The sequence below is a fragment of the Candidatus Accumulibacter sp. ACC012 genome (genome assembly GCF_907163155.1).
GTDB classification, from domain to species: Bacteria; Pseudomonadota; Gammaproteobacteria; order Burkholderiales; family Rhodocyclaceae; genus Accumulibacter; species Accumulibacter delftensis.
Genome location: NZ_CAJQUC010000013.1, coordinates 52,263 through 75,706, shown reverse-complemented (window position 1 = coordinate 75,706; position 23,444 = coordinate 52,263). Strand labels below are relative to the sequence as shown.

At 60.4% G+C, this 23,444-nt stretch carries 20 protein-coding genes and 3 pseudogenes; 8 read left to right on the top strand and 15 right to left on the bottom strand.

Annotated elements, in window-relative coordinates:
* Positions 1–69: 69 nt before the first annotated feature.
* The 5 genes and pseudogenes from QZ648_RS14130 to QZ648_RS14110 form a co-directional block, all read right to left on the bottom strand.
* Positions 70–2,473 (bottom strand): annotated as a pseudogene (locus tag QZ648_RS14130) (zincin-like metallopeptidase domain-containing protein); the annotation flags it as partial.
* A gap of 189 nt (positions 2,474–2,662) precedes the next feature.
* The gene (locus QZ648_RS14125) at positions 2,663–3,022 is read right to left on the bottom strand and encodes a transposase (RefSeq protein ID WP_169068697.1); all 360 of its coding nucleotides are present in this window, start codon (positions 3,020–3,022) and stop codon (positions 2,663–2,665) included.
* 14 nt (positions 3,023–3,036) lie between these two features.
* Entirely contained in the window at positions 3,037–3,372 is a 336-nt protein-coding gene (locus QZ648_RS14120) for a helix-turn-helix transcriptional regulator (RefSeq protein WP_169068486.1), read from the bottom strand.
* A pseudogene (locus QZ648_RS14115) lies at positions 3,353–3,731 on the bottom strand (type II toxin-antitoxin system RelE/ParE family toxin). Before QZ648_RS14115 ends, QZ648_RS14120 begins: the two are co-directional and overlap by 20 nt.
* A 620-nt stretch (positions 3,732–4,351) precedes the next feature.
* Entirely contained in the window at positions 4,352–4,999 is a 648-nt protein-coding gene (locus QZ648_RS14110; protein ID WP_169068740.1) for a DNA-binding protein, read from the bottom strand.
* 653 nt (positions 5,000–5,652) lie between these two features.
* On the opposite strand from QZ648_RS14110, the gene QZ648_RS14105 reads away from it, so the two are divergent.
* Entirely contained in the window at positions 5,653–5,922 is a 270-nt protein-coding gene (locus QZ648_RS14105) for a type II toxin-antitoxin system ParD family antitoxin (protein WP_169068561.1), read from the top strand.
* Positions 5,919–6,233 (top strand): type II toxin-antitoxin system RelE/ParE family toxin, encoded by a 315-nt coding sequence (locus tag QZ648_RS14100; RefSeq protein ID WP_169068739.1) that lies wholly within the window; start codon positions 5,919–5,921, stop codon positions 6,231–6,233. The genes QZ648_RS14105 and QZ648_RS14100 overlap by 4 nt, the downstream gene beginning before the upstream one ends.
* Positions 6,234–6,321: 88 nt before the next feature.
* On the opposite strand, the gene QZ648_RS14095 is transcribed toward QZ648_RS14100, so the two are convergent.
* The 10 genes and pseudogenes from QZ648_RS14095 to QZ648_RS14050 all read right to left on the bottom strand — a co-directional run bounded on the left by QZ648_RS14095 (position 6,322) and on the right by QZ648_RS14050 (position 14,152).
* Entirely contained in the window at positions 6,322–7,197 is an 876-nt protein-coding gene (locus QZ648_RS14095; RefSeq protein WP_291997430.1) for a DNA-primase RepB domain-containing protein, read from the bottom strand.
* 662 nt (positions 7,198–7,859) lie between these two features.
* Positions 7,860–8,720, bottom strand: a complete 861-nt coding sequence (gene trfA / locus QZ648_RS14090; RefSeq protein WP_291997429.1) for a plasmid replication initiator TrfA — start codon at positions 8,718–8,720, stop codon at positions 7,860–7,862.
* Between the two features lie 98 nt (positions 8,721–8,818).
* Positions 8,819–9,127, bottom strand: a complete 309-nt coding sequence (locus tag QZ648_RS14085; protein ID WP_034915273.1) for a ribbon-helix-helix domain-containing protein — start codon at positions 9,125–9,127, stop codon at positions 8,819–8,821.
* Positions 9,093–9,767: an AAA family ATPase gene (locus QZ648_RS14080; protein WP_291997428.1), complete on the bottom strand. Its 675-nt coding sequence runs from the start codon at positions 9,765–9,767 to the stop codon at positions 9,093–9,095. The genes QZ648_RS14085 and QZ648_RS14080 overlap by 35 nt, the downstream gene beginning before the upstream one ends.
* A gap of 85 nt (positions 9,768–9,852) precedes the next feature.
* A pseudogene (locus QZ648_RS14075) lies at positions 9,853–9,948 on the bottom strand (zincin-like metallopeptidase domain-containing protein); the annotation flags it as partial.
* A gap of 241 nt (positions 9,949–10,189) precedes the next feature.
* The gene (locus QZ648_RS14070) at positions 10,190–11,179 is read right to left on the bottom strand and encodes a tyrosine-type recombinase/integrase (protein WP_169068653.1); all 990 of its coding nucleotides are present in this window, start codon (positions 11,177–11,179) and stop codon (positions 10,190–10,192) included.
* Positions 11,176–12,087, bottom strand: coding sequence for a tyrosine-type recombinase/integrase (locus QZ648_RS14065; RefSeq protein WP_291985968.1), 912 nt, complete (start codon positions 12,085–12,087; stop codon positions 11,176–11,178). The genes QZ648_RS14070 and QZ648_RS14065 overlap by 4 nt, the downstream gene beginning before the upstream one ends.
* Entirely contained in the window at positions 12,081–13,316 is a 1,236-nt protein-coding gene (locus tag QZ648_RS14060; RefSeq protein WP_291995983.1) for a tyrosine-type recombinase/integrase, read from the bottom strand. Before QZ648_RS14060 ends, QZ648_RS14065 begins: the two co-directional genes overlap by 7 nt.
* Positions 13,317–13,620: 304 nt before the next feature.
* Positions 13,621–13,902, bottom strand: a complete 282-nt coding sequence (locus tag QZ648_RS14055; protein WP_169068646.1) for a type II toxin-antitoxin system YafQ family toxin — start codon at positions 13,900–13,902, stop codon at positions 13,621–13,623.
* On the bottom strand, positions 13,889–14,152 hold the full coding sequence (locus QZ648_RS14050; RefSeq protein ID WP_169068645.1) for a type II toxin-antitoxin system RelB/DinJ family antitoxin: 264 nt from the start codon (positions 14,150–14,152) through the stop codon (positions 13,889–13,891). The genes QZ648_RS14055 and QZ648_RS14050 overlap by 14 nt, the downstream gene beginning before the upstream one ends.
* Positions 14,153–14,362: 210 nt before the next feature.
* Here QZ648_RS14050 and QZ648_RS14045 point away from each other — a divergent pair, with 210 nt between their 5' ends.
* The 6 genes from QZ648_RS14045 (at position 14,363) to QZ648_RS14020 (ending at position 23,411) form a co-directional block, all read left to right on the top strand.
* A complete protein-coding gene (locus QZ648_RS14045) occupies positions 14,363–14,956 on the top strand; it encodes a recombinase family protein (protein ID WP_169068644.1) in 594 nt (197 codons plus the stop codon).
* A complete protein-coding gene (locus tag QZ648_RS14040; RefSeq protein WP_169068643.1) occupies positions 14,953–17,982 on the top strand; it encodes a Tn3 family transposase in 3,030 nt (1,009 codons plus the stop codon). Before QZ648_RS14045 ends, QZ648_RS14040 begins: the two co-directional genes overlap by 4 nt.
* Before the next feature lie 162 nt (positions 17,983–18,144).
* The gene (locus QZ648_RS14035) at positions 18,145–19,380 is read left to right on the top strand and encodes a tyrosine-type recombinase/integrase (protein ID WP_291995983.1); all 1,236 of its coding nucleotides are present in this window, start codon (positions 18,145–18,147) and stop codon (positions 19,378–19,380) included.
* Positions 19,374–20,285 (top strand): tyrosine-type recombinase/integrase, encoded by a 912-nt coding sequence (locus tag QZ648_RS14030; protein ID WP_291985968.1) that lies wholly within the window; start codon positions 19,374–19,376, stop codon positions 20,283–20,285. Before QZ648_RS14035 ends, QZ648_RS14030 begins: the two co-directional genes overlap by 7 nt.
* Positions 20,282–21,271, top strand: coding sequence for a tyrosine-type recombinase/integrase (locus QZ648_RS14025; RefSeq protein WP_169068653.1), 990 nt, complete (start codon positions 20,282–20,284; stop codon positions 21,269–21,271). The genes QZ648_RS14030 and QZ648_RS14025 overlap by 4 nt, the downstream gene beginning before the upstream one ends.
* A gap of 1,015 nt (positions 21,272–22,286) precedes the next feature.
* The gene (locus tag QZ648_RS14020) at positions 22,287–23,411 is read left to right on the top strand and encodes an AAA domain-containing protein (RefSeq protein WP_169068642.1); all 1,125 of its coding nucleotides are present in this window, start codon (positions 22,287–22,289) and stop codon (positions 23,409–23,411) included.
* The last annotated feature ends 33 nt before the right edge of the window (positions 23,412–23,444 follow it).

Here is a 23,444-nt window from a genome sequence, read left to right as displayed (position 1 = left end):
CTCACGCACCCACCGTGAGCAAGCCAAGAACCCGTCATCGCAGCACAGCCTGCGATGACGCCATGTCCGTCAGCCCACTTTCACCGCCCTACGTAGCCTCTGCTCCTGTTTCTCGACTTGCTGCAGTAGCTCAACACCGTGCGCGTGGCAACGCTCGATAACGTCATCAACCACCGAACGAACCTGCCGCTCGATGCCTTCCCGCCCCAACACGCTCTTGGTCGCCAGGTCGTTGAAGTCGGTAAAGCCTTTCGGCTCTGCGACTTGCTCGCCAGGCGCGAAGATCGGTAGCAGGGCCTTGCCACCAACCGCCTTGGCCGCTTCCTCGGCCTTGCTGCGGCCGGGGTTTATTCCCTGCGTGGCTTCGAGGTGCCGATCGTCGTCGCCGGCGATCAGGATGGGCTTGTCCGGGAACTTCGCATGCAAGGCCTTGGCGACGGGTAGCAGGTTGCCCGAGTCAAAGGCGGCGACGGTCGCGAAACCCAGCGTCTGCTGCAAGCTGCTGGCCGTCGCGTAGCCTTCGCCAATGACCAGGGCAGGGGCCTTGGCCAGGGCGTCCAGGCCGCCGACTGCATGGAAGCAGCCTTCCTTGCGGCTGTCCTTGGCGAAGCGCTTGGTGCCGTCCTCCTGGATGTACTGCATCGTCCATTGCTTGCCGTCGGTATCGGTGGCCGGGATGTAGGTTTCCCGGCCTTCCTTGTCCGTGAAAACGCCTGCCTGCGGCTCGATTCCCTTGGTTTGCATGTACGTGGTCGGTGTGGTGACCGGCAGCAGGTGCGCCATCTGCTTGGCCACCCGCTGCGCCGCCTGCTCTTGCAGCCGCTCCTGCTCGGCAGTGCGCGCTTGCAGCTTTTCAGCCGCTTCAGCCTGTAGCCTGGCTTTCTGCTCGGGGTCGAGCGCGTAGCCCTTCGACTTCCACTTCATGTCGACGCCGGTCTTGTTGTTCTTCAGATAGCCGGCCGGGTGGCCAACATAGAAGCCGGACCCGGCTTTCTCGCTGAGCTTCTCGCCTTCGACGCTGATGCGATGTTTCTTGCCGTCCATCATCGGATGCTCGCCGCTCACGACACAGCCGATCGAGCGCAGCGCCTCGGCGAACTCGTCTCGCGGCGACATGGCCGGCCCTTGCTGGCCAGGGACGTTTTCCGGCAACCAGCGTTGCAGCCGGCTCTTGTCGGCCTTCGCGCTGGCAAACCAGGATTTCGCGGCCTTGTCCCACAGCGCGCCGGCGGCCTTGGCGGCGGCCCGTTCGCCGTAGGGAACGGCGAGATACTGGCGTTCCTGAGTACGTTGTTTCTCGGGCTTGGCCTGACCTTCCGGGGCCGCGCTGTCGGTTTGCCGTGCCCACTGGGCGAAGGGAGCGGCGTCCTTGATGCCTGCCGGAAGAAACCAGGATTGTTCCTGACGATCCCAACGCGCACCCAGCGCCTTCGCCTCGTCTTTCTGGTGGTACGGCACATCGAGATAGGTCTTTTTCGCCTGGTCGGCGTCATTCACCGCCGGCACCGACGTCTTCTCGCCCTCGATCTGTGCGACGCGCCGCTGGATATCGGCGTCGTTGAGCACGGCGGCCAGATCAGCCGACTTGCGCGCCTCTCTTGCGGCGGCAATCTGCTCGACAGTGCTGTCGGGATCGCGGCGGACCCGTTCTTCCTCGATGCGCGCCAGTTCAGCCGCCTGTTCGTGCGCGTTGGCTTCGCTGTGCGTCAAGGTCTGCATGGCTGCCTCCTGGTTTTCGCTGTCGGAAATGACCGGCGCGATCGCTTCCTGGCTTTGTTCGGTGCTCTGTTCCTGAACCTGCTGTTGCTCCAGAGCCAATACATAGGCGTGGATCTTCTCGGCGTCGGCGGCCGCGCGAAAAACTTCGAGTGGATCGTCCTTCAGGACCTTGATCCACGTTCCGACATAGGCCGCGTGCTGGCCTGGGTCGTGACCGATCCCGAGCTCATCGCCCATGATCATGCTGGCAATTTCCGCCCGCAGCTCTTCCTTGGCATAGGCCTCGCTGCCGAAGGGATGCACCAGGTCTCGAGCCAGGCGTGACGGGTGACCTGTCCAGTGTCCCAGTTCGTGCAGCGCTGTCGCATAGTAAGTGTCGGCGCTGGGAAACTGACCCTTTTCGGGGAGGTGGATGCTGTCGGACCCCGGCCGGTAGAAAGCCCGGTTTTGCGGGCCGTGCTGGATCAGCGCTCCGGATGCCTGCAGGATGTGCTCAACCCGTTCGAGGGCATTCCATTCCTGCTCTTTGCGCGGCTGTATCGGCGGCAGGCCGTCGATCTGCTCGGCGTTGAACACGGTGGTGAAGAACACCCGGGGCCGTTCCAGCCGCACATCGTCTTTCACCGGCTTGCCCTGGGCGTCGAGAACAGGCTTGCCGGCCTCGTCGGTCTTGGCCTGTTCCTTGCTGAATTTCCAATACTGGATCGGCGTACCTTTCTCGCCCTTGCGCGCCGGCAGCCGCCGCCTGCTTGTAGGGGTAGAACAAGCAGTTGTGTCACCAGCCGCCACCTTGGAGTAAGCCAGACTTTATTTGCTCATCCTCTTGCGCAGCAGGCGCCTTTTCAGGGCGGCGCGTTCCTGCGGATTGCGTCCCTTATGGTTGGCAATGCGATCCACCGTGGCAACCTGCCGCTTGATGGGCCAGAGTAGGAGTGGCCAGCCATCACTCGTCGCCGTCCAGGCCTCCATAGCACAAGCTGTCCGGATACAGCGCCGTCAATTGCGACAGCGTTGCCTGTACCTCTTCCAGATTGGTCATCATGTGGGAAACCTGCTCATCCAGATCGCTGGCCAGCTCGAATAGAGAAGCGACCTGGCTGCGCGATCCCTCGTTGATGACGGCCATTGCCAGTTGGTGCAGCTTCAGCAGGTCGGTGCGAAGCTGCGGCGGGGTGGCGTATTCGCCATCGCTGAGATCGTCGCGCAGTTCGTCCACGGCATCGACGGCACGCAGCAGCGAATGCGTCTCGAAATTATCCGGAGACAGTTTGTCCCACTCTTCATCGGTAATGCGGGCTACCATCGGCTGGCACCTGATCAAGCGACCGCGAGCGTCAGGTGTCCGACCGGCTCGGCGGCCGGCCGCACTTTGATCTCGATGTCGTAGCCGAGGCGGTTCAAGCAGTCCATCAGCTTGCGCTCGGACAGGTTCGTGAAGTCACCACGCATCATGCCTGACACCTTCGGTTGCGGGATGCCCATGCGTTTCGCCGCCTCTTGTTGATTCAGCCCAAGAGCGCGCATTGCCTTCCTGATTTCGACTACCAAGCCGGTCTTGATCTTGAGTTTTTCGGCGTCTGGCAGTCCAAGGTCGGCAAAGACGTTGCCCGAGCTGCGCTGAACCTCGACGCCTTCAATGATTCGTTTTTGCATTTCGTAGCTCCTGTGCCAATGCGTCGGCCACTTTCAGCCGAGCGCGCAATGATGTCCATATCTGACTTTGGTGTGGCGATCCCCCTCTTGCTCTTCTTCTGGAAGCAGTGCAGGACGAACACCGCTTCCGCGTACTTCACCGTGTAGACGGCCCGGTACGTGCCGCCGGCATCGTCCTCGACAACCTCAAGCACGCCGGCACCGCCGAAGCCCTTGAGCACCTTTGCCGCGTCGTCCTGATCGCCCATCTGCGCCAACGACAGTGCGTAACCGAAGCGCCTGCGCACGTCAGACGGCAACGCCATCAGATCCTTGTAGCTGCTCGCGATCCATTCGAGCGTTTTTTCCTTATTGGTCATGGCGGTAGTTTATACCTGTTCAGGTAAAATAGAAAACGCGATACCAGTAGCGTTGATGTCGCAAAACAAGTGTTTCCCACACGGACGGCAACGCGGCGCAAACGATGGTCTCGAGAGGGCGAAAGCTGCACGGGGAACCGTGTCTGATAGGTCGGATGGCCGGAAACTTTGTCTCCGGCGTTTTCCGACTACGAAATGGCGGCTGGTGACACGGCTTGCTTGTTCTACCCCTTGTGGCGGCGATAGCCGGCTGCCTCGCAGAGCAGGATGTCCGTTGAGCACGCAGTGCGAATAAGGGCTTCGTGAAGAAGGACGACCCGCCTGCGGGTGGGCCTACTTCACATATCCTGCCCGGCGCTGCAGCGTTATTACAGCGTTGTTACACCAGAAATAGAACGACACCGCGCGTTGTTTTATCGTTGTTCTACCTTTTTTCTACCGTTGTTTTACCGTTACTGCACCGTTGTTTTGCCAACGCCAGCCCGGACAAACAACGGCGACAAAGCGTCGTAACCACGCTTTGTCGCCGCCATGGCCCTCTTGCGGCCACCCAATCGACCCCCGCGCAACGACGATTTCCCGGAGAAAACTGTCCGGTGCCGCGCCCCCTTTGCCCGCGTTCAAGCGCTTGAACGCGGTTTCTTAAGTGCCGTCAGCTCGCCCTGCAACCGGGCGGCTTCCACCGCAGCAGCCTGGGCTTCGGCGCGTGCAGCCGTCACTGCTTCGCGTTCGGCCGTCTGTCGCGCATGGGCCCGCTCCAGTTCGCCCTTGAGGTCCTCGACCCGCGCCGCCAGTTCGCCGGCCTTGGCCTCGGCGGCGGCCATCCGTTCGGTCTGTGCCGCTCGCGCCGCTACCGCTTCACGCAAGGCCTGCTCCTGCGCTGCAGCATGACTCTCGGCCTGCTCGCGCTCAGCCTCCAGTCGGCCGATCGCCTGCTCCGCCTGGTCAAGCTGTGTCTGGATCGCGGCGACCTCTTCCCGCGTCGCCGCCCGCAGCGCTTCCACCTGCTGTCCGGCCTGTTCGTCGAGCAGGCCCCAGAACTCCCGGCCGAGACTCATCAGCCGGGCGACAGCGGGTTCCGGCAGTTCTACCGGCTGCCGCTGCTTTGGCGCCGCCTCCCGCCACTGGTCCAGATAGCGCTTGACCGTCGTATAGCTGCCCCCGCCGATCCCTTCCTGCACGTTCAAGATGGTCGGCGCCGTGCCCTGGTCCGTCAGGGCCTGTGCCACCTCGAAAACACGCGCTTGCGTCACCACCGCCTTGGCCATGATTTTATGTCCTTGAAATAGCGTCCTGAAATTATCGTTATAATGGTAATAAGATTACGGTAATTACCATAATTCAGCAAGAACTCCGTCGCAGAAAAGCCGAAACAAACGGGGCACCGAACGGCCCGCCGGCGCAAAAACGGGCGGCCGCCCGATCCTCAGCCATCACGTAGAGCGCGTGGGTAACGCACCGGGTTATGCAAGGGCTTGTCCACAGAAATCCGGGAGAGTCCAAGGTCACGTCAGACGAAGCCCGTAGAGCGCGCCAGAAAGGATTAGGTAGGGGAGTTCCTGCCCCACCCGAAGAAAACGCGCTCACGGCCCGCTGTGGCCGATTCCCGGGGTGCTCCGAGCGACGGATTGGCCCCGCAGTGCCCTCTTCCCCACCCCGGGCCAGTCGCCCCCGTGGCAGGAGTCGTCTCAGACAAGGAAAGAATCGCACGATAAGGACGGCCGCCACCAACACCGACGAAGGTCTGCGAGAAGCCTTGCCGAGAAAGCAGCGCGACTCTGCGGTGATGTGCTCTAGGTGCTCTCAAAAACCGTTCTCGCTTGGAGCGACGCGCAACGGCGAGTTTCGAGAGATCTGAAACTAGTCTACTGGGGACTAATAGAGTAGGATTAAATCCTATTCACGCGCTTTGGAGGTCGCTATGCGAACCACACAACAACTGAGCATCACCCTGCCTAACGACATGGCGGCCGCGGTGAAAGCCAAGGTGCAGACTGGCGAGTACGCCACCGAAAGCGAAGTCATCCGCGACGGCTTACGTGCACTCCTGGCGCGTGATCGAGCCGTCGAAAGCTGGCTGCATCACCAGGTAGGCCCGGCCTACGATGCGCTTAAGGCAGAGCCTTCCCGCGCGGTCACTATTGACCAGGTGCGCGCCCGTCTTGCCGCCGAACACGCCAAGGCACGATGAGCTATCGCGTTGCCTTCTCCCCCGAGGCAGAGGAACAGCTTGCGGCTCTGTACGGCTACATCGCCGCTGCGGCGTCTCCCGACATTGCCGCACGCTACACCGAGGCTATCGTGAGCTACTGCGAGAGCCTGCGTACCTTCCCTCATCGCGGCACCATGCGCGATGAGGTTCGTCCCGGTCTACGCATCACCCACTACAAAAAACGCGCCGTGATCGCCTTCGACGTGGACGCCGAGCAGGTATCCATCATTGGCGTTTTCTACGGCGGCCAAGACTACGAAACGATCCTGCAAGACGATTCCGAAGACTGAAGACGCCCCCGCTCCGGCGGGCATTGCTGTGATCGAAGTGGCGGCTGGTGACACGCGTGTTGGGGCTACCTCCTCACCCTCGGGCCGGTCACCCCCGTGGCAGGGCGTTGCGTTGCCGGGCGGCGTAGTCGGCATGCTCGGCGGTCTGCCGGGCATAGGCTTCGCCGTTCTCGCGAGCCTTGGCGCTTTCTTCCAGCAGCCGGTCGGCGGTCGCTTCGATGCCGTGGCCCCAGGAGAGCGCAATCTTGCACCAGATAAAATCTGCGCTGGTGCGCTTGGGATTGCCGCCGGGGCCGAGTGGCGCCCCTTCGAGGCAGCGCGCGTAGCTGGGCCATTTACGGGTCCGTAGCTCGCCGGAGGACGCCACGGCGGATGGCGACGCCGCCGGAACCGGCCGGGCCGGCGCGACCACCCCCATCGCGTCGAGGGTCTGCGTAGTGACGCGGAGCCCAGGCTGGGCAGCGTCGATCAGGATCCGGGGAAAGTTCGGGGCGTAGGCGGGTTTGAAATTGGCGGTGCCGGCGACACGAGTGGCGCCGGACGCTTCCTTGTCGGCGCCGGTTCCTTCCTTGAGCCGCGCGGCGAAGCCCCGAGGAGCGTTGGTGACGGCCACCCAGGCCTGCTGTCCCCTGGGACTGGTGCGCAGGATCAGGAATGCGGCCGGAGCGATGCGGGCCAGGGCATCTGGTGCGAGATCGTCGAGCTGCACCAGAGTGACGCCGTCGCCGGCGCGCGGACGGACGATCAGATTGTTCTGCCGCCGCGCGGCGCTGGGTACCAGGTAAGGCATGGACTGCCGGGCCTGGGCCAGGCTCTGCGCTGGGCGAAAGCCCCGTTTCTCCTGCTGGAGATTGGTGTGGGTGATATCGAAAGCCTCGGCCCCAACACTGGCAAACAAGTCGAGCAGGCGCAGCGCTTCAGCGATCGGTTCGCCTGCGTCGGCAGACCCGTTCCCGTTGATCAAAGTACCCTGCCCCCCGCCGTGGCTTCTATTTGCTTTTCCTGTCCTCAAATATTTCCGGAAAGTCACCGGCACATGGACTGGCTCTTAGTTGAAAAAATGTGTCCGCGTGAGCGGGCGTTTGCTTGCGCGGCTCGCCTGATCGCGCCTGTGTTGTTTGTATTCTGAGGCCGAAGGCCGATCACTTTGAGGTCGTGCGGCCGTCAAGTTGTTCGGTGTCGGGGTGAATTTGGCGCGGAGCGGCAAAGAGGGGCGGAGCCCCTGCTCTGAGGTGCGTGCAGCCCTAACGGGCCGCACGATTCTTTCCGAGCGAAGCGCGCTCGATGGGGTCGTTTGTGCCAATGTACCTCTAAACACGTGCCATTTTTTGTAGCCCTTTCTTTTAGATTAAAGAAATATTAAAAGAATATTAGGGCAAATGGTTATGTATGTGCATGTGGTTGATACAAGTGGCGTTTTTACGGTTATCCACAGGGGAGAATGTACCTCTAAACACGTGCCGACCGTACCTCTAAACACGTGTGCACCGTACCTCTAAACACGTTAGGCGTACCTCTAAACACGTGCCACCGTACCTCTAAACACGTGCCACCGTACCTCTAAACACGTGCCACCGTACCTCTAAACACGTGCCACCGTACCTCTAAACACGTGCCACCGTACCTCTAAACACGTGTCTTTTCGTCACGATTTGCCAGATAGCGAGCTTGCGCTTGTGAGGGCGTTCGCATGACATGAACCAAATCTGATTTGGGATCGATGCTCCAGCCGGTGATTGCCGCGATGGCCTCAAGCTTGCGCAGGGCGGCCCTCAGGCTTTGGCGGAACTTTCGTAATTCCTGCGTACCGCTTCCTGTTACCTCGTGCAGCCATGAAACGCTGACGGGCATGGGCTGCGCGTGACTGGAGTAATAGAGCTGTAGCCATTGTGCCAGGGGGCTGCGTTTGAGCTGGTAACGTTGTTCCCATTCAACGCGTGTGAAGCCGCGGCCGAAGAGCTTTGCAAGGTCGCGGGAGATTTCGACGATGTACTCCCCGGTCTCGTTGTCGGTGGCGCCACGGGGCAGCAAGGAGCCCCAGAAAACGCGCTTGTCTCCTTGATTGATGCAGACCGATGTCGCTGTTAAGTGATTCAGGCGGGAGAGCAGCCACTTGTGCTCATTGCCGCCGGTCGATCGGCCGATGAGCTTCAGAAGACGGTGTCGACTGAAGCGGACCAAATTGCCTTCGTGCACGCCGCGCGCGAAGTGCATGATGCCTTCAAAAATATCAATGTGACCTTGGTCGAGTTGGTGCCCGGTGTAGGTAATGTCAAAGCCGGCTTGCGACGGAATGATCGCATTGTCGAAGGTCTTACGGGGGCATTTGTCATCGATCGCGGCGAACAGGGCCGAACGGCTCAATTCGTTCGGAACACCCATGTCTTTGTCGGGCCACAAGGCGAGCTGATGCATCTTCGCGGCTTCGCGCTTATCGAGCGTTTGCCGCATGAGATCAAGACTAGTTTCGAGTTTTTTAGTGGTCACTTTATAACCCCCTGCCCCGCCCGGCTGTTTGGGGGGATGCCAGGTGCTGTCTGCGTGTCGTGTTGCATGCGTGTATACACGTCTAGGAATATAGATGCTTAGTTGTCACCCGCTTGAAGAACCCGGCCGAGTCTAGCAATCTCCGGCTTCCCTGCCCTGGCAAAAATGGTGTTCAGCGCGTCGGCCAGTAACTCTTGTAAGGTGATGTCTCCTTCGACGGCGATCATCTTCAATTGCTTGTGCACTTCCGGGGCGAAGAAACCTCCGATCAGCACCTGCCCCTTGCGGGCACCGGGGCGGTTCTGCCCACGCCCCTTGACGGCCGGCGCGGACAGCGCAGCTGGTGGCGGAGTGCCGGGCGCGGTGAATTTTTCAAGCCCTCGCGCGAGTGGGTTCGGTTTGGCCATGGTTTGCCTCCTTCTTTAATTTGTCTATAAGCTTACGCGTAAACTTGTATAACTGTATAACTTCGGCGGCGGCTTTTCCGGAAGGGTCGAATTCGGTGGGACCTTGGCCTACATTGGTGGCGTGCATGTGGGCGGCGCGCTGATGAAGCACCGTTGGCGCAACGGTGAAGCCCATGTCCCGAATGGCGGCGGCGGTCTGTTGGGCTGCGGAGCCCTGCACGGGAGCCTGATTGATGACGACCAGAGAAGGGGGCTCGCCTGCCAGTTTGAGAAGGTCGCGCACGGTCTTGAGCGTCTCGATATCGAAGAGATGCGGGCGAACGGGTATCAAGACTAGGTCGGCCACGCGCGCGGCCTCAGCGGCCTCTTGCGAGGCGTGCGGCGGTGTGTCGATCAACAGAAGTTCGACGCCTTGAGACAACGCTGCGGCGATCGCTTGTTTGATGCGGGCGACGGGCGAGGCGACAACCCAAGGTGTTTCGGCGTCGCGGCGGTCAGTCCAGTTGGTGGCGGTGGCTTGGGGGTCGGTGTCGATGACGGCGGCTGTTTTTTTGTCCTGCATGGCGGCAACAGCCAAGCCAAGCGCAAGCGTGGTTTTTCCGGCTCCGCCCTTTTGCGCGATTACAGCAATTGTCTGCATGTATACACCTATAGGATTATAGAAGTCGGAAAGACTAGAGGTATTCGCGTAGACCGTCAACTGATTCGGTTCGGTTAACGGTTTTGAGCACCTCCACCCAGCGCGCCAAGTAAACGGCATGATCCGCCCGGACTTCCGGCGTGATGCCGAGATCGGCGCACAGGAAAGCCGCGCCCAATTTGTCACAAGCCTTGTGACAAATCTCGGGGCTACGGTTCGCGGAGGCCTGGAAGAAACTGCTTCTCGGGGGTACATACACCAAACACTCGTGTCACTAGCCACCACCTTGGGGTTGTAAGCCGGAACCGCCGAATATGTAGTGCACCGCATATTCTGGGATATGCAGAGTCCAGGAATATGCAGAATTGCAGGCGTGGGAGCCTTGTGCTGACGGCCATGTCGGCTCCCATCGCTCAGCATATTCAAGCGCCCCGCAGCGAGGCGATCAGTTTGTCTGGCGCCCGGAACCGTCCTTTTTTTAGTGAGAGCGGCACAACGGCGCTCATTGCATCCAGCTTTTCTGTTGGGTCCGCCCGCAAGTAAATTTCGGTCGTCTGGATGTCTGCATGGCCGAGCCAGAGCGAGACTTTGCGGATATCCCCCGTTGCCTGCAACACCATCATCGCGGCGCTGTGCCTCAGGCTGTGCGGCGAGATGTGCCGTTGCTTAAGCACGGGATATCGTTCGGCGGCCGTCTGAACGTATTTGTTGAGAATGTACTCGAAGCCGGATCGAGTTAGCGGCTGGCCGCGCGCATTAACGAACAACTCCGTCGCCGGCGCCGGACCGCGCACCGCCAACCACGCGCGCAAATCCACGCAAGTCTGCTTCCAGAGTGGGAGCAAACGTTCCCGACGGCCCTTGCCCATGATCCGCACATTGGGCGATGGTTGCCACTCGATCGCATTTATCGGCAGGTTGACCAGTTCCGAAACGCGCAACCCGGCGGAGAAGCATAGGTGGAGCATAGCGCGGTCGCGGATGCCGTCGTGGCGCTGGAGATCCGGCGCATTGAGAACGGTCTGCATCTCATCCATCGACAAATAACTGATCAAGTGGGAATCGGTGCGCTTCGCCGGGATCGCCAAAATGCGCCGGCTTTGTTCCAGCAGCGCCGGCACGCGATGCTCGATAAAGCGCATGAAGGACTTGATCGCCACCAAGCGGGCGTTACGCGTGCGCGGGCCATTGTGGCGCTCGGTTTCAAGGTGTTGCAGGAAGTCCATCACCAATTTGGCGTCGATCTGCTCAAGACTTAGCGCCGATGGCGTAAGCCGCAGTCGCTTGCCGGCAAACTCGAACAGCAACTGGAAGGCGTAGGCATAGCTGTCGCAAGTGTGCTCGCTCGCGCCACGTTGCAGGGGAAGGCGTTCGCGCAAAAAGGCGGTGATATGGGGGGCGATCGGTGTCATGGCGTTTGCTCCTCGAACAAGCGCTCGCATACGTCGACGATATCCTCCATCAATCGTGGCGAGCTTTCCAAATACCAGTACGTGCTGCTTGGGACTGCGTGACCAAGGTAGGTCATCAGTGCCAGCATGTGGCTCCCAATGTGGTCGCGAGCATGCGGGCAAGCTATCAGCGCATTCGACGCAAAGGTGTGACGAAAATCGATCAGCCGGGGCCTCGGCTGCCCTGCTTGGCGGGGAAGACCGCAGGCTGACAGGAGTTTGTGGAATGTCGGATACACTGCGTCGAGACTCAATGGACCGAGCTGTGTCGAGAGGAACATATGGTCATCATTGGTGGCAACTCGGCGGCGTTCGACCAGATATCGCTCCAGTGCCGCCTGGGTCGTCGAGTGCAACGGCACCAGCCGACTTTTTTTAAACTTCGTGTTGCGGATCACCAAGCCGTCAGCGGAAATGTCCTGGAAATGGAGGCTGATGGCTTCGGAAATACGCAGCCCGGTCGCGGCCAGCAGGCCAATCAAGGTGCTGTAGGTCTGCGCCCGTAGCGTCCCTGGCGGACCAAGGTGCAGCGCTTGCGCCATCAGCGCCTGGATTTCGTTCTCGGTATACAGATAGGGGGTTGGCCGCTGCCGCCGCGCACAATACACGCCCTGCGGCGGGATCTCGTGGCGACCATCGGTAGCATGAGCAAACCGCGCAAAGCGGATGACCATCTTCAAACGGTTGCTGCGTTGCGATTCCGACCGCCCTTGCCCTGCCCAGGCGATGGCCGTCGCGGCGACTATGACGGTGTCTCCTTGCGCACTGGCGAAGCGGACAAAGCCTCGGAGGCGGTGTTCGTCATCGACGAGAGCGAAACCGGCCGCGTGGCGAACAGCCAAATAGGTATCAAGCGCGTCCTTTAGCATGATGTCGCTCCCGGCCACGGCCTGATGACTTGCTGCAATAGTCCGATGTCGACTTTGGCGTACAAGGCGGTGGTGTCGATGCTGCGGTGGCGCAATACTTCGCCAATGACCTGGAGCGAAGCGCCTTGGCGGAGCAACCCGGTTGCCGCCGAATGGCGGAAAATATGGGAACCGAACGACAGCGCCTCGACACCGGCACGCCGGATGGCACGCGTAGCGACATGCTTGACCACGTTTCGGGTGATCGGCTCCCATGGAGCGACAGCGGTGATAAAAACGTAGACGTCGTTTACCGAGGGACGCGCTTGCCGCAAATAGTTCAAGATGGCGTCACCGACGTCCTGAGGCAAAGGCAGTTTGGCCTCATGCCGACTCTTGCCGATGACGGTAAACGTGCCGTGCAACCAATCGATATCGTCGAACTTCAACGAGGCGACGTCGCTGGCGCGCAGGCCGAGTCGTGCCAACAGCAGAAGGATGGCTTTGTCGCGGATATCGATAGGCCTTGCGCCATTGCATGCCTCCAGAACACGCTCTACGTCGGCCGGCGGCAAATAGCGGGGCAAGCTCGCCAAGCGCCATTCGGCAATGGTCGGAATGGCGGCGTCGAGGCCCGGCTGACAACGTTCAGTGGCGATCAAAAACCGAAGAAACATGCGAGCGGCTTTTACACGGGTTTGTGCAACAGCGCGGCCGTTGCGCTTGGCGTAAGTCAGAATGAAGCCGTGGAGCTTGGTGGCATTGAACTGCTCTGGTTGCGGGTCCAGCGAAGAGAGCAGGTCCATGACGTGCTGGCGATAGGTGATCAGCGTCGAGGGTTTGACGCCACGGTGAATTTGCATCCAGTGCTCGAATGCGGCCACCAGTTCCGGCGGAGCTAGCGCCGCCTTGGTAGCGACGATGCCTTGCTGGGCGCGAAGAAACTCCGTGAACTGTTTCGCGCCGCGCCAGTAGATCGAATGCTGTCCCTTCGTGCCATGCAGCCGACCCTGCTTGGCCAAATGATCGCAGAAGGTATTCCAAACACCTTCGTGCAAGGAAGTCAGGTCACCACCGGCCACCTGCATCCAGTTGGCGAAGCCGACCGCCCCAAGGAGAAGATGCCGGATGGCGTCTTTGCAATAACCCCGTTTCACCAACCAGTCAGTGAAAGGGTCTAGATAGGGACCGACAGGTCCCGCATAATACCCCGCGCGCGTTGCCGGGCGCGTGAAATAGGTCGTAAGCATACTGTCCTCCTTTGGCTAACCAACCGTTCAAGGACGACAGTAATATGCCGAGAAAGCCGGCAAAAGAAACCGCTGCAACCACCTGATTTCAAGGCAAATGCTGCCGCCCTAGGAAAGAATACTCCTCATATTCCTGGACTCTGCATATCGCCGAAAATTCCGTCATCCCCACGCCGGCCCTGCCACGAGCGCATCCAGGTCCAGGTCGATCACCTTGGCGTCGCTTTGGAACGTGTAGTGCCCGTTCCACATCGGTGATTCCGCTCGCCACATCCTGCATTTCCTTGTCACGGAGTCCTACTGCTCACAGGCCAAGTTCGCTGTGCGAACCGAGACGGACGAGCTGGAGTACGTTGTCGTCTGGTTTTCTGTAAATCAAGACCAAGTCGGGCTTGACGTGACAATCCCGGTGGTCCTTCCAATCCCCACTGAGCGAATGATCGTGGTGCTTGTCGGCCAGAACCTGATCATGGGCCAAGGCCGTGACGAGGGTGCCGAAGTCACTTTGCAGCGTTTGCCGGTGCGGTCCCTTGGTTTCGCGCTTGTAGTCACGCTTGAACTGGCCAGTGTGTTCAATTTTCCGCATTCAGGTCCGCCATCAGGTCCTCGACGGTGGCGAACGACTTCAGGCCACCACGGCGCGCTTCCTTCATCGCCTCGATGGTATCGACGTTCGGAACCAGTGGCTCGAACGGCAGTGCCTTCTCGCGGGCGACGCGGGTCAGCATGATGCGGAAGGCGTCCGACACGGTCAGCCCCATCGCCGCAAGCACGGCGGTCGCCTCTTCCTTAATGTGCTCGTCGATTCTGGCACGGACAACGGCATTTGCGGACATGATCTGATCCTCCAAGTTTATGAGCTACATTGTAGCTCACGTGACACCAAAACGCATCCGTTGCGCTTTGGCCGGATGTCGGAAAACACCTGTTTTGCGACGGGTCAGTAGCAACCACCAAAACCACCCCTACACCGCCGCTAAAAGAGTACGGCAAACACTGTCGCTATCCTCTACTATACGGAAACTCCATTTCAAGGTTATCCGCTTATGTTGGTTGGCTACATGCGTGTTTCGTCTGACTCAGATCGGCAAAGCACTGACTTGCAGCGCGATGCTCTGCTGGCGGCAGGCGTTGATGCCCGCCATCTGTACGAGGATCGTGCCTCCGGTGCCAAGGATGATCGGTCTGGCTTGGCTATGGCGCTGGAGTTCGTGCGCCCCGGTGATGTGCTGGTTGTCTGGAAGCTGGATCGTCTGGGCCGCTCGTTGTCGCATCTACTCACCATCGTGAACGCACTCAAGGACAAGCGGGTGGCTTTCCGCTCGCTCACCGAAGGCATGGACACCACCACGGCGTCGGGCGAGCTGCTGTTTCATGTGTTTGGCGCGTTGGCACAATACGAACGCGCCCTGATCCAGGAGCGTGTTGTCGCGGGCCTGGCTGCCGCCCGGCGGCGCGGCCGGGTTGGTGGGCGACCAGCCGTCATCGTCGGAGAGAAGCTGGACACCATCATCGTCGCTCTGAATGGTGGCATGTCCAAGGCAGCCGTGTGCCGCAACTTCGGTGTCAAGCGCACCACCTTGATCGAAACCCTGGAGCGGGTCGGCTGGACTGGATCACGGGGTGCGTCATCTCGATGACAGCCAAGAGTGAGCGATTGGCTGTCCTGTCCGAGGCCGAGCAGCATGCGCTGTACGGTCTGCCGGACTTCGACGATGCACAGCGGCTGGAGTACCTGGTGCTGTCCGAAGCCGAATTGACCCTTGCGACCAGCCGCCCCGGACTTTACGTCCAAGTCTACTGTGTTCTACAGATCAGCTACTTCAAGGCCAAGCACGCCTTTTTCCGCTTCGATTGGATCGATGTCGAGGACGATTGCGCCTTCGTGTTGAGCCGCTATTTCGCCGGCGAGACGTTCGAGCGCAAGCCAATCACCAATCATGAGTACTACACCCAGCGCGGGCGTATCGCCGAGCTGTTCGGCTACCGGCTGTGGATTGGCGACTTCCTGCCGCAGCTCGCCCAGCAGGCCACGCAGATCGTGCGGCGCGACGTGACGCCGGGATTCGTGGCCGCCGAGCTGATCGTTTGGCTTAACGAACACAAGATCATTCGGCCGGGCTACACCACCGTGCAAGAACTGATCAGCGAAACACTGTCTGCCGAACGCCGGCGCTTGGGTGGCCTCCTGGCGCAAGCGCTGGACGACGCGGCCAAGGCCGCGCTGGCTCAACTCCTGATGCGAGACAGCACGCTGTCCGAACTGGCCGTGCTGCGACAGGACGCCAAGGATTTCGGCTGGCGTCAGATGGCTCGCGAGCGTGAGAAGCGCGCCATGCTGGAGCCGCTGCACAGAATCGCCAAGGCGTTGCTGCCCACGCTGGGCATCTCGCAGCAGAACCTGCTCTTCTACGCGAGTCTGGCGAACTTCTATACCGTCCACGACCTGCGCAACATCAAGGCGGACCAGACCCATCTCTATCTGCTGTGCTACGCCTGGCAACGCTACCGGCAGCTCACCGACAACCTGGTCGATGCGATGGCTTACCACATGAAGCAGCTGGAGGAAGAGAGCAGTGCAGGCGCGCAGAAATCGTTCATCGCCGAGCAGGTACGACGTCATCAGGAAACGCCGCAGGTCGGACGCTTGCTATTGCTCTATGTCGATGACGCGGTAGCCGATGCCACGCCGTTCGGCAAGGTGCGGCAGCGCGCGTACAAGATCATGCCGAAAGACACGCTTCAAATCACCGGCCAGCGTATGAGTGTCAAACCGGCGAGCAAGCTGGCCCTGCACTGGCAGGCGGTTGACGGCCTGGCCGAACGCATTCGCCGCCATCTGCGACCTCTGTATGTCGCGCTCGACTTCGCCGGCATCGACCCGGACAGTCCGTGGCTCGCGGCACTGGCCTGGGCAAAGAGCGTGTTTGCCAACCGGCAACGTCTGTCGCAACGGCCGCTTGCCGAATGCCCGGCAAGCACACTACCCAAGCGGTTGCGACCGTATCTGGAGATCTCCGATGCCGATGGCAAGCCAGCCGGCCTGCATGCCGACCGCTACGAGTTCTGGTTGTACCGGCAAATCAGGAAGCGCCTGAAGTCGGGCGAACTCTATTTGGATGACAGCCTGCAACACCGCCATTTCTCCGACGAACTGGTCTCGATGGAGGAAATGGCCGACGCGCTCGCGCAGATCGATATCCCTTTTCTGCGCCAACCGATCGAGGCGCAGCTCGATACGCTGACAGCCGATCTGCACGCACAGTGGCTGGCCTTCAACCGCGAGCTGAAACAGGGCAAGCTGACGCACCTGGAGTACGACAAGAACACGCAGACGCTGACCTGGCGCAAACCCAAGGCCGAGAACAACAAGGTGCACGAGCTGGCGGTCTACGAGCAACTGCCGTTCTGCGACGTGGCCGACGTGTTGCGTTTCGTCAACAGCCAGTGCCAGTTCCTGTCGGCCCTGACGCCGTTGCAGCCGCGCTATGCGAAAAAGGTGACCGACACCGACACCCTGATGGCGGTGATCATCGCGCAGGCGATGAACCACGGCAATCAGGTCATGGCGCGCACCAGCGACATTCCGTACCACGTGCTGGAAACCACGTACCAACAGTATCTGCGCCAGGCTTCACTGCATGCCGCCAACGACCGCGTCAGTAACGCCATCGCCGCGCTGCCGATCTTCCCTTATTACTCGTTCGACCTTGAGACCCTGTACGGTGCTGTCGATGGCCAGAAGTTTGGCGTCGAGCGGCCGACCGTGAAGGCGCGCTACTCGCGCAAATATTTTGGGCGTGGCAAGGGCGTGGTCGCCTACACGCTGCTGTGCAACCATGTGCCGCTCAACGGCTACCTCATCGGCGCGCACGAGTACGAAGGCCACCATGTGTTCGATATCTGGTATCGCAACACCTCGGATATCGTGCCAACCGCGATCACCGGTGACATGCACAGCGCGAACAAGGCCAACTTCGCAATCCTGCACTGGTTCGGCCTACGCTTCGAGCCGCGTTTCACCGATTTGGAAGATCAACTGGCCGAGCTGTATTGTGCCGACGATCCGGCACAATACGAGAAGTGCCTGATCCGGCCGGTCGGTCAGATCGACCGGCAACTCATCATCGGCGAGAAGCCGAATATCGACCAGATCGTCGCCACGTTGGGCCTGAAAGAGATGACCCAGGGTACGTTGATCCGCAAGCTATGCACCTACACCGCGCCGAACCCGACGCGGCGCGCGATCTTCGAGTTCGACAAGCTGATCCGCAGCATCTACACGCTGCGCTACCTGCGCGATCCGCAACTGGAACGTAACGTGCACCGCTCGCAGAATCGCATCGAGTCCTACCACCAGCTACGCTCGACCATCGCACAGGTCGGCCGAAAGAAGGAATTGACCGGGCGCACCGACATCGAAATCGAGATCAGCAACCAGTGCGCACGCCTGATCGCCAACGCCATCATCTACTACAACTCAGCCATCCTGTCGCGGCTGCTGACAAAGTTCGAGGCAAGCGGCAACACCAAGACACTGGCGCTGATCACGCAGATTTCGCCGGCAGCCTGGCGGCACATCCTGCTGAACGGGCACTACACCTTCCTCAGTAATGGCAAGGTGATCGACCTGGATGCGCTCGTGGCGGGGCTGGAGTTGGGATGACGGAATTTTCGGCGATATGCAGAGTCCAGGAATATGAGGAGTATTCTTTCCTAGGGCGGCAGCATTTGCCTTGAAATCAGGTGGTTGCAGCGGTTTCTTTTGCCGGCTTTCTCGGCATATTACTGTCGTCCTTGAACGGTTGGTTAGCCAAAGGAGGACAGTATGCTTACGACCTATTTCACGCGCCCGGCAACGCGCGCGGGGTATTATGCGGGACCTGTCGGTCCCTATCTAGACCCTTTCACTGACTGGTTGGTGAAACGGGGTTATTGCAAAGACGCCATCCGGCATCTTCTCCTTGGGGCGGTCGGCTTCGCCAACTGGATGCAGGTGGCCGGTGGTGACCTGACTTCCTTGCACGAAGGTGTTTGGAATACCTTCTGCGATCATTTGGCCAAGCAGGGTCGGCTGCATGGCACGAAGGGACAGCATTCGATCTACTGGCGCGGCGCGAAACAGTTCACGGAGTTTCTTCGCGCCCAGCAAGGCATCGTCGCTACCAAGGCGGCGCTAGCTCCGCCGGAACTGGTGGCCGCATTCGAGCACTGGATGCAAATTCACCGTGGCGTCAAACCCTCGACGCTGATCACCTATCGCCAGCACGTCATGGACCTGCTCTCTTCGCTGGACCCGCAACCAGAGCAGTTCAATGCCACCAAGCTCCACGGCTTCATTCTGACTTACGCCAAGCGCAACGGCCGCGCTGTTGCACAAACCCGTGTAAAAGCCGCTCGCATGTTTCTTCGGTTTTTGATCGCCACTGAACGTTGTCAGCCGGGCCTCGACGCCGCCATTCCGACCATTGCCGAATGGCGCTTGGCGAGCTTGCCCCGCTATTTGCCGCCGGCCGACGTAGAGCGTGTTCTGGAGGCATGCAATGGCGCAAGGCCTATCGATATCCGCGACAAAGCCATCCTTCTGCTGTTGGCACGACTCGGCCTGCGCGCCAGCGACGTCGCCTCGTTGAAGTTCGACGATATCGATTGGTTGCACGGCACGTTTACCGTCATCGGCAAGAGTCGGCATGAGGCCAAACTGCCTTTGCCTCAGGACGTCGGTGACGCCATCTTGAACTATTTGCGGCAAGCGCGTCCCTCGGTAAACGACGTCTACGTTTTTATCACCGCTGTCGCTCCATGGGAGCCGATCACCCGAAACGTGGTCAAGCATGTCGCTACGCGTGCCATCCGGCGTGCCGGTGTCGAGGCGCTGTCGTTCGGTTCCCATATTTTCCGCCATTCGGCGGCAACCGGGTTGCTCCGCCAAGGCGCTTCGCTCCAGGTCATTGGCGAAGTATTGCGCCACCGCAGCATCGACACCACCGCCTTGTACGCCAAAGTCGACATCGGACTATTGCAGCAAGTCATCAGGCCGTGGCCGGGAGCGACATCATGCTAAAGGACGCGCTTGATACCTATTTGGCTGTTCGCCACGCGGCCGGTTTCGCTCTCGTCGATGACGAACACCGCCTCCGAGGCTTTGTCCGCTTCGCCAGTGCGCAAGGAGACACCGTCATAGTCGCCGCGACGGCCATCGCCTGGGCAGGGCAAGGGCGGTCGGAATCGCAACGCAGCAACCGTTTGAAGATGGTCATCCGCTTTGCGCGGTTTGCTCATGCTACCGATGGTCGCCACGAGATCCCGCCGCAGGGCGTGTATTGTGCGCGGCGGCAGCGGCCAACCCCCTATCTGTATACCGAGAACGAAATCCAGGCGCTGATGGCGCAAGCGCTGCACCTTGGTCCGCCAGGGACGCTACGGGCGCAGACCTACAGCACCTTGATTGGCCTGCTGGCCGCGACCGGGCTGCGTATTTCCGAAGCCATCAGCCTCCATTTCCAGGACATTTCCGCTGACGGCTTGGTGATCCGCAACACGAAGTTTAAAAAAAGTCGGCTGGTGCCGTTGCACTCGACGACCCAGGCGGCACTGGAGCGATATCTGGTCGAACGCCGCCGAGTTGCCACCAATGATGACCATATGTTCCTCTCGACACAGCTCGGTCCATTGAGTCTCGACGCAGTGTATCCGACATTCCACAAACTCCTGTCAGCCTGCGGTCTTCCCCGCCAAGCAGGGCAGCCGAGGCCCCGGCTGATCGATTTTCGTCACACCTTTGCGTCGAATGCGCTGATAGCTTGCCCGCATGCTCGCGACCACATTGGGAGCCACATGCTGGCACTGATGACCTACCTTGGTCACGCAGTCCCAAGCAGCACGTACTGGTATTTGGAAAGCTCGCCACGATTGATGGAGGATATCGTCGACGTATGCGAGCGCTTGTTCGAGGAGCAAACGCCATGACACCGATCGCCCCCCATATCACCGCCTTTTTGCGCGAACGCCTTCCCCTGCAACGTGGCGCGAGCGAGCACACTTGCGACAGCTATGCCTACGCCTTCCAGTTGCTGTTCGAGTTTGCCGGCAAGCGACTGCGGCTTACGCCATCGGCGCTAAGTCTTGAGCAGATCGACGCCAAATTGGTGATGGACTTCCTGCAACACCTTGAAACCGAGCGCCACAATGGCCCGCGCACGCGTAACGCCCGCTTGGTGGCGATCAAGTCCTTCATGCGCTTTATCGAGCATCGCGTGCCGGCGCTGCTGGAACAAAGCCGGCGCATTTTGGCGATCCCGGCGAAGCGCACCGATTCCCACTTGATCAGTTATTTGTCGATGGATGAGATGCAGACCGTTCTCAATGCGCCGGATCTCCAGCGCCACGACGGCATCCGCGACCGCGCTATGCTCCACCTATGCTTCTCCGCCGGGTTGCGCGTTTCGGAACTGGTCAACCTGCCGATAAATGCGATCGAGTGGCAACCATCGCCCAATGTGCGGATCATGGGCAAGGGCCGTCGGGAACGTTTGCTCCCACTCTGGAAGCAGACTTGCGTGGATTTGCGCGCGTGGTTGGCGGTGCGCGGTCCGGCGCCGGCGACGGAGTTGTTCGTTAATGCGCGCGGCCAGCCGCTAACTCGATCCGGCTTCGAGTACATTCTCAACAAATACGTTCAGACGGCCGCCGAACGATATCCCGTGCTTAAGCAACGGCACATCTCGCCGCACAGCCTGAGGCACAGCGCCGCGATGATGGTGTTGCAGGCAACGGGGGATATCCGCAAAGTCTCGCTCTGGCTCGGCCATGCAGACATCCAGACGACCGAAATTTACTTGCGGGCGGACCCAACAGAAAAGCTGGATGCAATGAGCGCCGTTGTGCCGCTCTCACTAAAAAAAGGACGGTTCCGGGCGCCAGACAAACTGATCGCCTCGCTGCGGGGCGCTTGAATATGCTGAGCGATGGGAGCCGACATGGCCGTCAGCACAAGGCTCCCACGCCTGCAATTCTGCATATTCCTGGACTCTGCATATCGCCGAATATGTAGTGCACCGCATATTCGGCGGTTCCGGCTTACAACCCCACCTTGGAGTAAGCCGGAGCTTCATTTGCTCATCCACGTGGGCAGCAGGCGCTTTTTCAGGGAGGCGCGTTCCTGCGGATTACGTCCCTTGTGGTTGGCGATAAGCGCTCGTCTTGCTTCAGTCTGGACCCTTGCGCATTGGCACCTACCAGGCAATGCGCTGGTCGAATTCGTATTTCGGCACCGGTTGGGACTGCGGTTCGTCCTCGTCCAGGGTGGCGCCCTGGCCCTGCATCTCCCAGAGCGAGGGCGTACGGGCTTTCATCAGGCGTGGCGAGGAGGTCGGTTCGCCCGTGTGCTTTTCGGCAACGCTGCAAAACCCACGCAACCCTACGCAAGCCGCCGCAACCGCGGGAGAGATCTCGCTCCTGGAGGATTCTCTGGTGTGCAATCACGGCCTTGTTTGCCACAGACTGCGCGCGACCTCGGCGATGTCGCTGCTGGCCGCACGCGGCAGTTCGATACGTAGCGGCCCGGCCGTCCCGGTCAGAGAGGACTAAAGTGGTCGTGGCGGTGGGCGCAGCTGTTGTGGTGGCCAGTCGGCGTTTCAGGCTGGTGTAGTCGAGTTTCAGGGCAACGGTGACTTTGGCGATGCCGTGCCGCTCGGCGAGTTCGATTGCTCGCGACCAGAGGTCTTCCGAGATACGAGAGCTGCGCGGGCGGGTGCTCCACCATTCGGCAATGGCGGCGGCGGTATCGGCCAGTTGGAGATCGGACACGGTTAGGGACACGGCGGCATCGGGAGGCCCATCGATCAGTGAACACGGGTCTGTCACGCTATCAGACCGCCGTCGCGATTTCATGCAGCGTTGCCGAAGGGATACTCCCAATCAGACATCTGGGCGCTCCCGGCGCTACTTCGCGGCCGGAAGGTGCTCATCGTGGGTGACCACAAGCAAGTCTCACCATCGGCAGTCGGCATGGCCGAAGAGAGGATCAAGGAACTCATCAGCCGGTTCCTCACCAACCAGCCGCATGGCTCGGAAATGACGCCGGACAAGTCTATCTACGACCTGGCTCGCGTCGTATTCGCCGGCAACTCGGTGATGCTGAAAGAACACTTCCGCTGTGTGCCCGCCATCATTGAATTCTCGAACCGTGAGTTCTATCAGAACGACATTCGGCCGTTGCGCGTCCCGAAAGCGAACGAGCGTCTCGATCCACCGCTTGTCGATGTGTTCGTCAAAGGTGGCCATCGCAATGGCGACGTGAATGCCGGTGAGGCAAAGGCAATCGTTGACGAAATCGAGACTATCCTCACTGACCCGCAGTTCGACGGCCGCAGCATTGGGGTTGTCACGCTACTGGGCACCGCCCAAGCCGCCCACATCCATGAACTGGTCAGCGAGCGGATCTCGCCGGTCGACGTTGTAGCGCGGAAGATTGCCATCGGTCCGCCACCGGTGTTTCAGGGTCGGGAGCGAGACATCATGATGGTCTCGATGGTTCTGGGACCTGGTGACCGGTCCGCAGCCAACCGGGCAGACATACACCAGCGATTCAACGTCGCTCTGTCGCGTGCTCGGGACCGCATGTACCTGTTCCGCTCGGTCACCGAGACAGATTTCAGGGAGGACTCGCTCAACGGCAAGGTCATCAGCCATTTCAAACAGCCGTTCCGGCAGAACGCCAAGAAGGTGCAGGCATTGCGCGAGAGGTGCGAGTCAGGCTTCGAGCGGGACATGTTCGACGAATTGGTAAAGCGTGGATTCCGTGTTGAGCCGCAGGTGGCCTGTGGCGGCTACCGCATCGACTTTGTCATCGAGGGCAACGAGGGACGACGTCTGGCCGTTGAGTGCGACGGCGACCGCTTCCACGGCCCAGGCCAATGGCAGGACGATATGGCTCGCCAACGCGTGCTTGAGCGGGCGGGCTGGACGTTCTGGCGGTGCTTCGCGTCCAGCTTCGTCCGGCGGCGCGAGGCGGTGCTCGGCGACCTGCTGCAGACGCTCCAGCGGCTGGGCATCGAGCCCCTGGGGGCGGAGTCTGTCGACAACACCGTCTGAGTCCACTACAAAGAAGTCGACCCGTACGGAGTT

Bases quoted from the DNA above. Each gene is read 5' to 3' on its own strand.
- QZ648_RS14110 (WP_169068740.1), bottom strand. From the start codon at position 4,999: ATGGCCAAGGCGGTGGTGACGCAAGCGCGTGTTTTCGAGGTGGCACAG.
- QZ648_RS14025 (WP_169068653.1), top strand. From the start codon at position 20,282: ATGACACCGATCGCCCCCCATATCACCGCCTTTTTGCGCGAACGCCTT.
- QZ648_RS14050 (WP_169068645.1), bottom strand. From the start codon at position 14,152: ATGTCCGCAAATGCCGTTGTCCGTGCCAGAATCGACGAGCACATTAAG.
- QZ648_RS14120 (WP_169068486.1), bottom strand. From the start codon at position 3,372: ATGCAAAAACGAATCATTGAAGGCGTCGAGGTTCAGCGCAGCTCGGGC.
- QZ648_RS14030 (WP_291985968.1), top strand. From the start codon at position 19,374: ATGCTAAAGGACGCGCTTGATACCTATTTGGCTGTTCGCCACGCGGCC.
- QZ648_RS14040 (WP_169068643.1), top strand. From the start codon at position 14,953: ATGACAGCCAAGAGTGAGCGATTGGCTGTCCTGTCCGAGGCCGAGCAG.
- QZ648_RS14055 (WP_169068646.1), bottom strand. From the start codon at position 13,902: ATGCGGAAAATTGAACACACTGGCCAGTTCAAGCGTGACTACAAGCGC.
- QZ648_RS14070 (WP_169068653.1), bottom strand. From the start codon at position 11,179: ATGACACCGATCGCCCCCCATATCACCGCCTTTTTGCGCGAACGCCTT.
- QZ648_RS14125 (WP_169068697.1), bottom strand. From the start codon at position 3,022: ATGGTAGCCCGCATTACCGATGAAGAGTGGGACAAACTGTCTCCGGAT.
- QZ648_RS14060 (WP_291995983.1), bottom strand. From the start codon at position 13,316: ATGCTTACGACCTATTTCACGCGCCCGGCAACGCGCGCGGGGTATTAT.
- QZ648_RS14065 (WP_291985968.1), bottom strand. From the start codon at position 12,087: ATGCTAAAGGACGCGCTTGATACCTATTTGGCTGTTCGCCACGCGGCC.
- QZ648_RS14080 (WP_291997428.1), bottom strand. From the start codon at position 9,767: ATGCAGACAATTGCTGTAATCGCGCAAAAGGGCGGAGCCGGAAAAACC.
- QZ648_RS14035 (WP_291995983.1), top strand. From the start codon at position 18,145: ATGCTTACGACCTATTTCACGCGCCCGGCAACGCGCGCGGGGTATTAT.
- QZ648_RS14100 (WP_169068739.1), top strand. From the start codon at position 5,919: ATGAGCTATCGCGTTGCCTTCTCCCCCGAGGCAGAGGAACAGCTTGCG.
- QZ648_RS14045 (WP_169068644.1), top strand. From the start codon at position 14,363: ATGTTGGTTGGCTACATGCGTGTTTCGTCTGACTCAGATCGGCAAAGC.
- QZ648_RS14105 (WP_169068561.1), top strand. From the start codon at position 5,653: ATGCGAACCACACAACAACTGAGCATCACCCTGCCTAACGACATGGCG.
- QZ648_RS14085 (WP_034915273.1), bottom strand. From the start codon at position 9,127: ATGGCCAAACCGAACCCACTCGCGCGAGGGCTTGAAAAATTCACCGCG.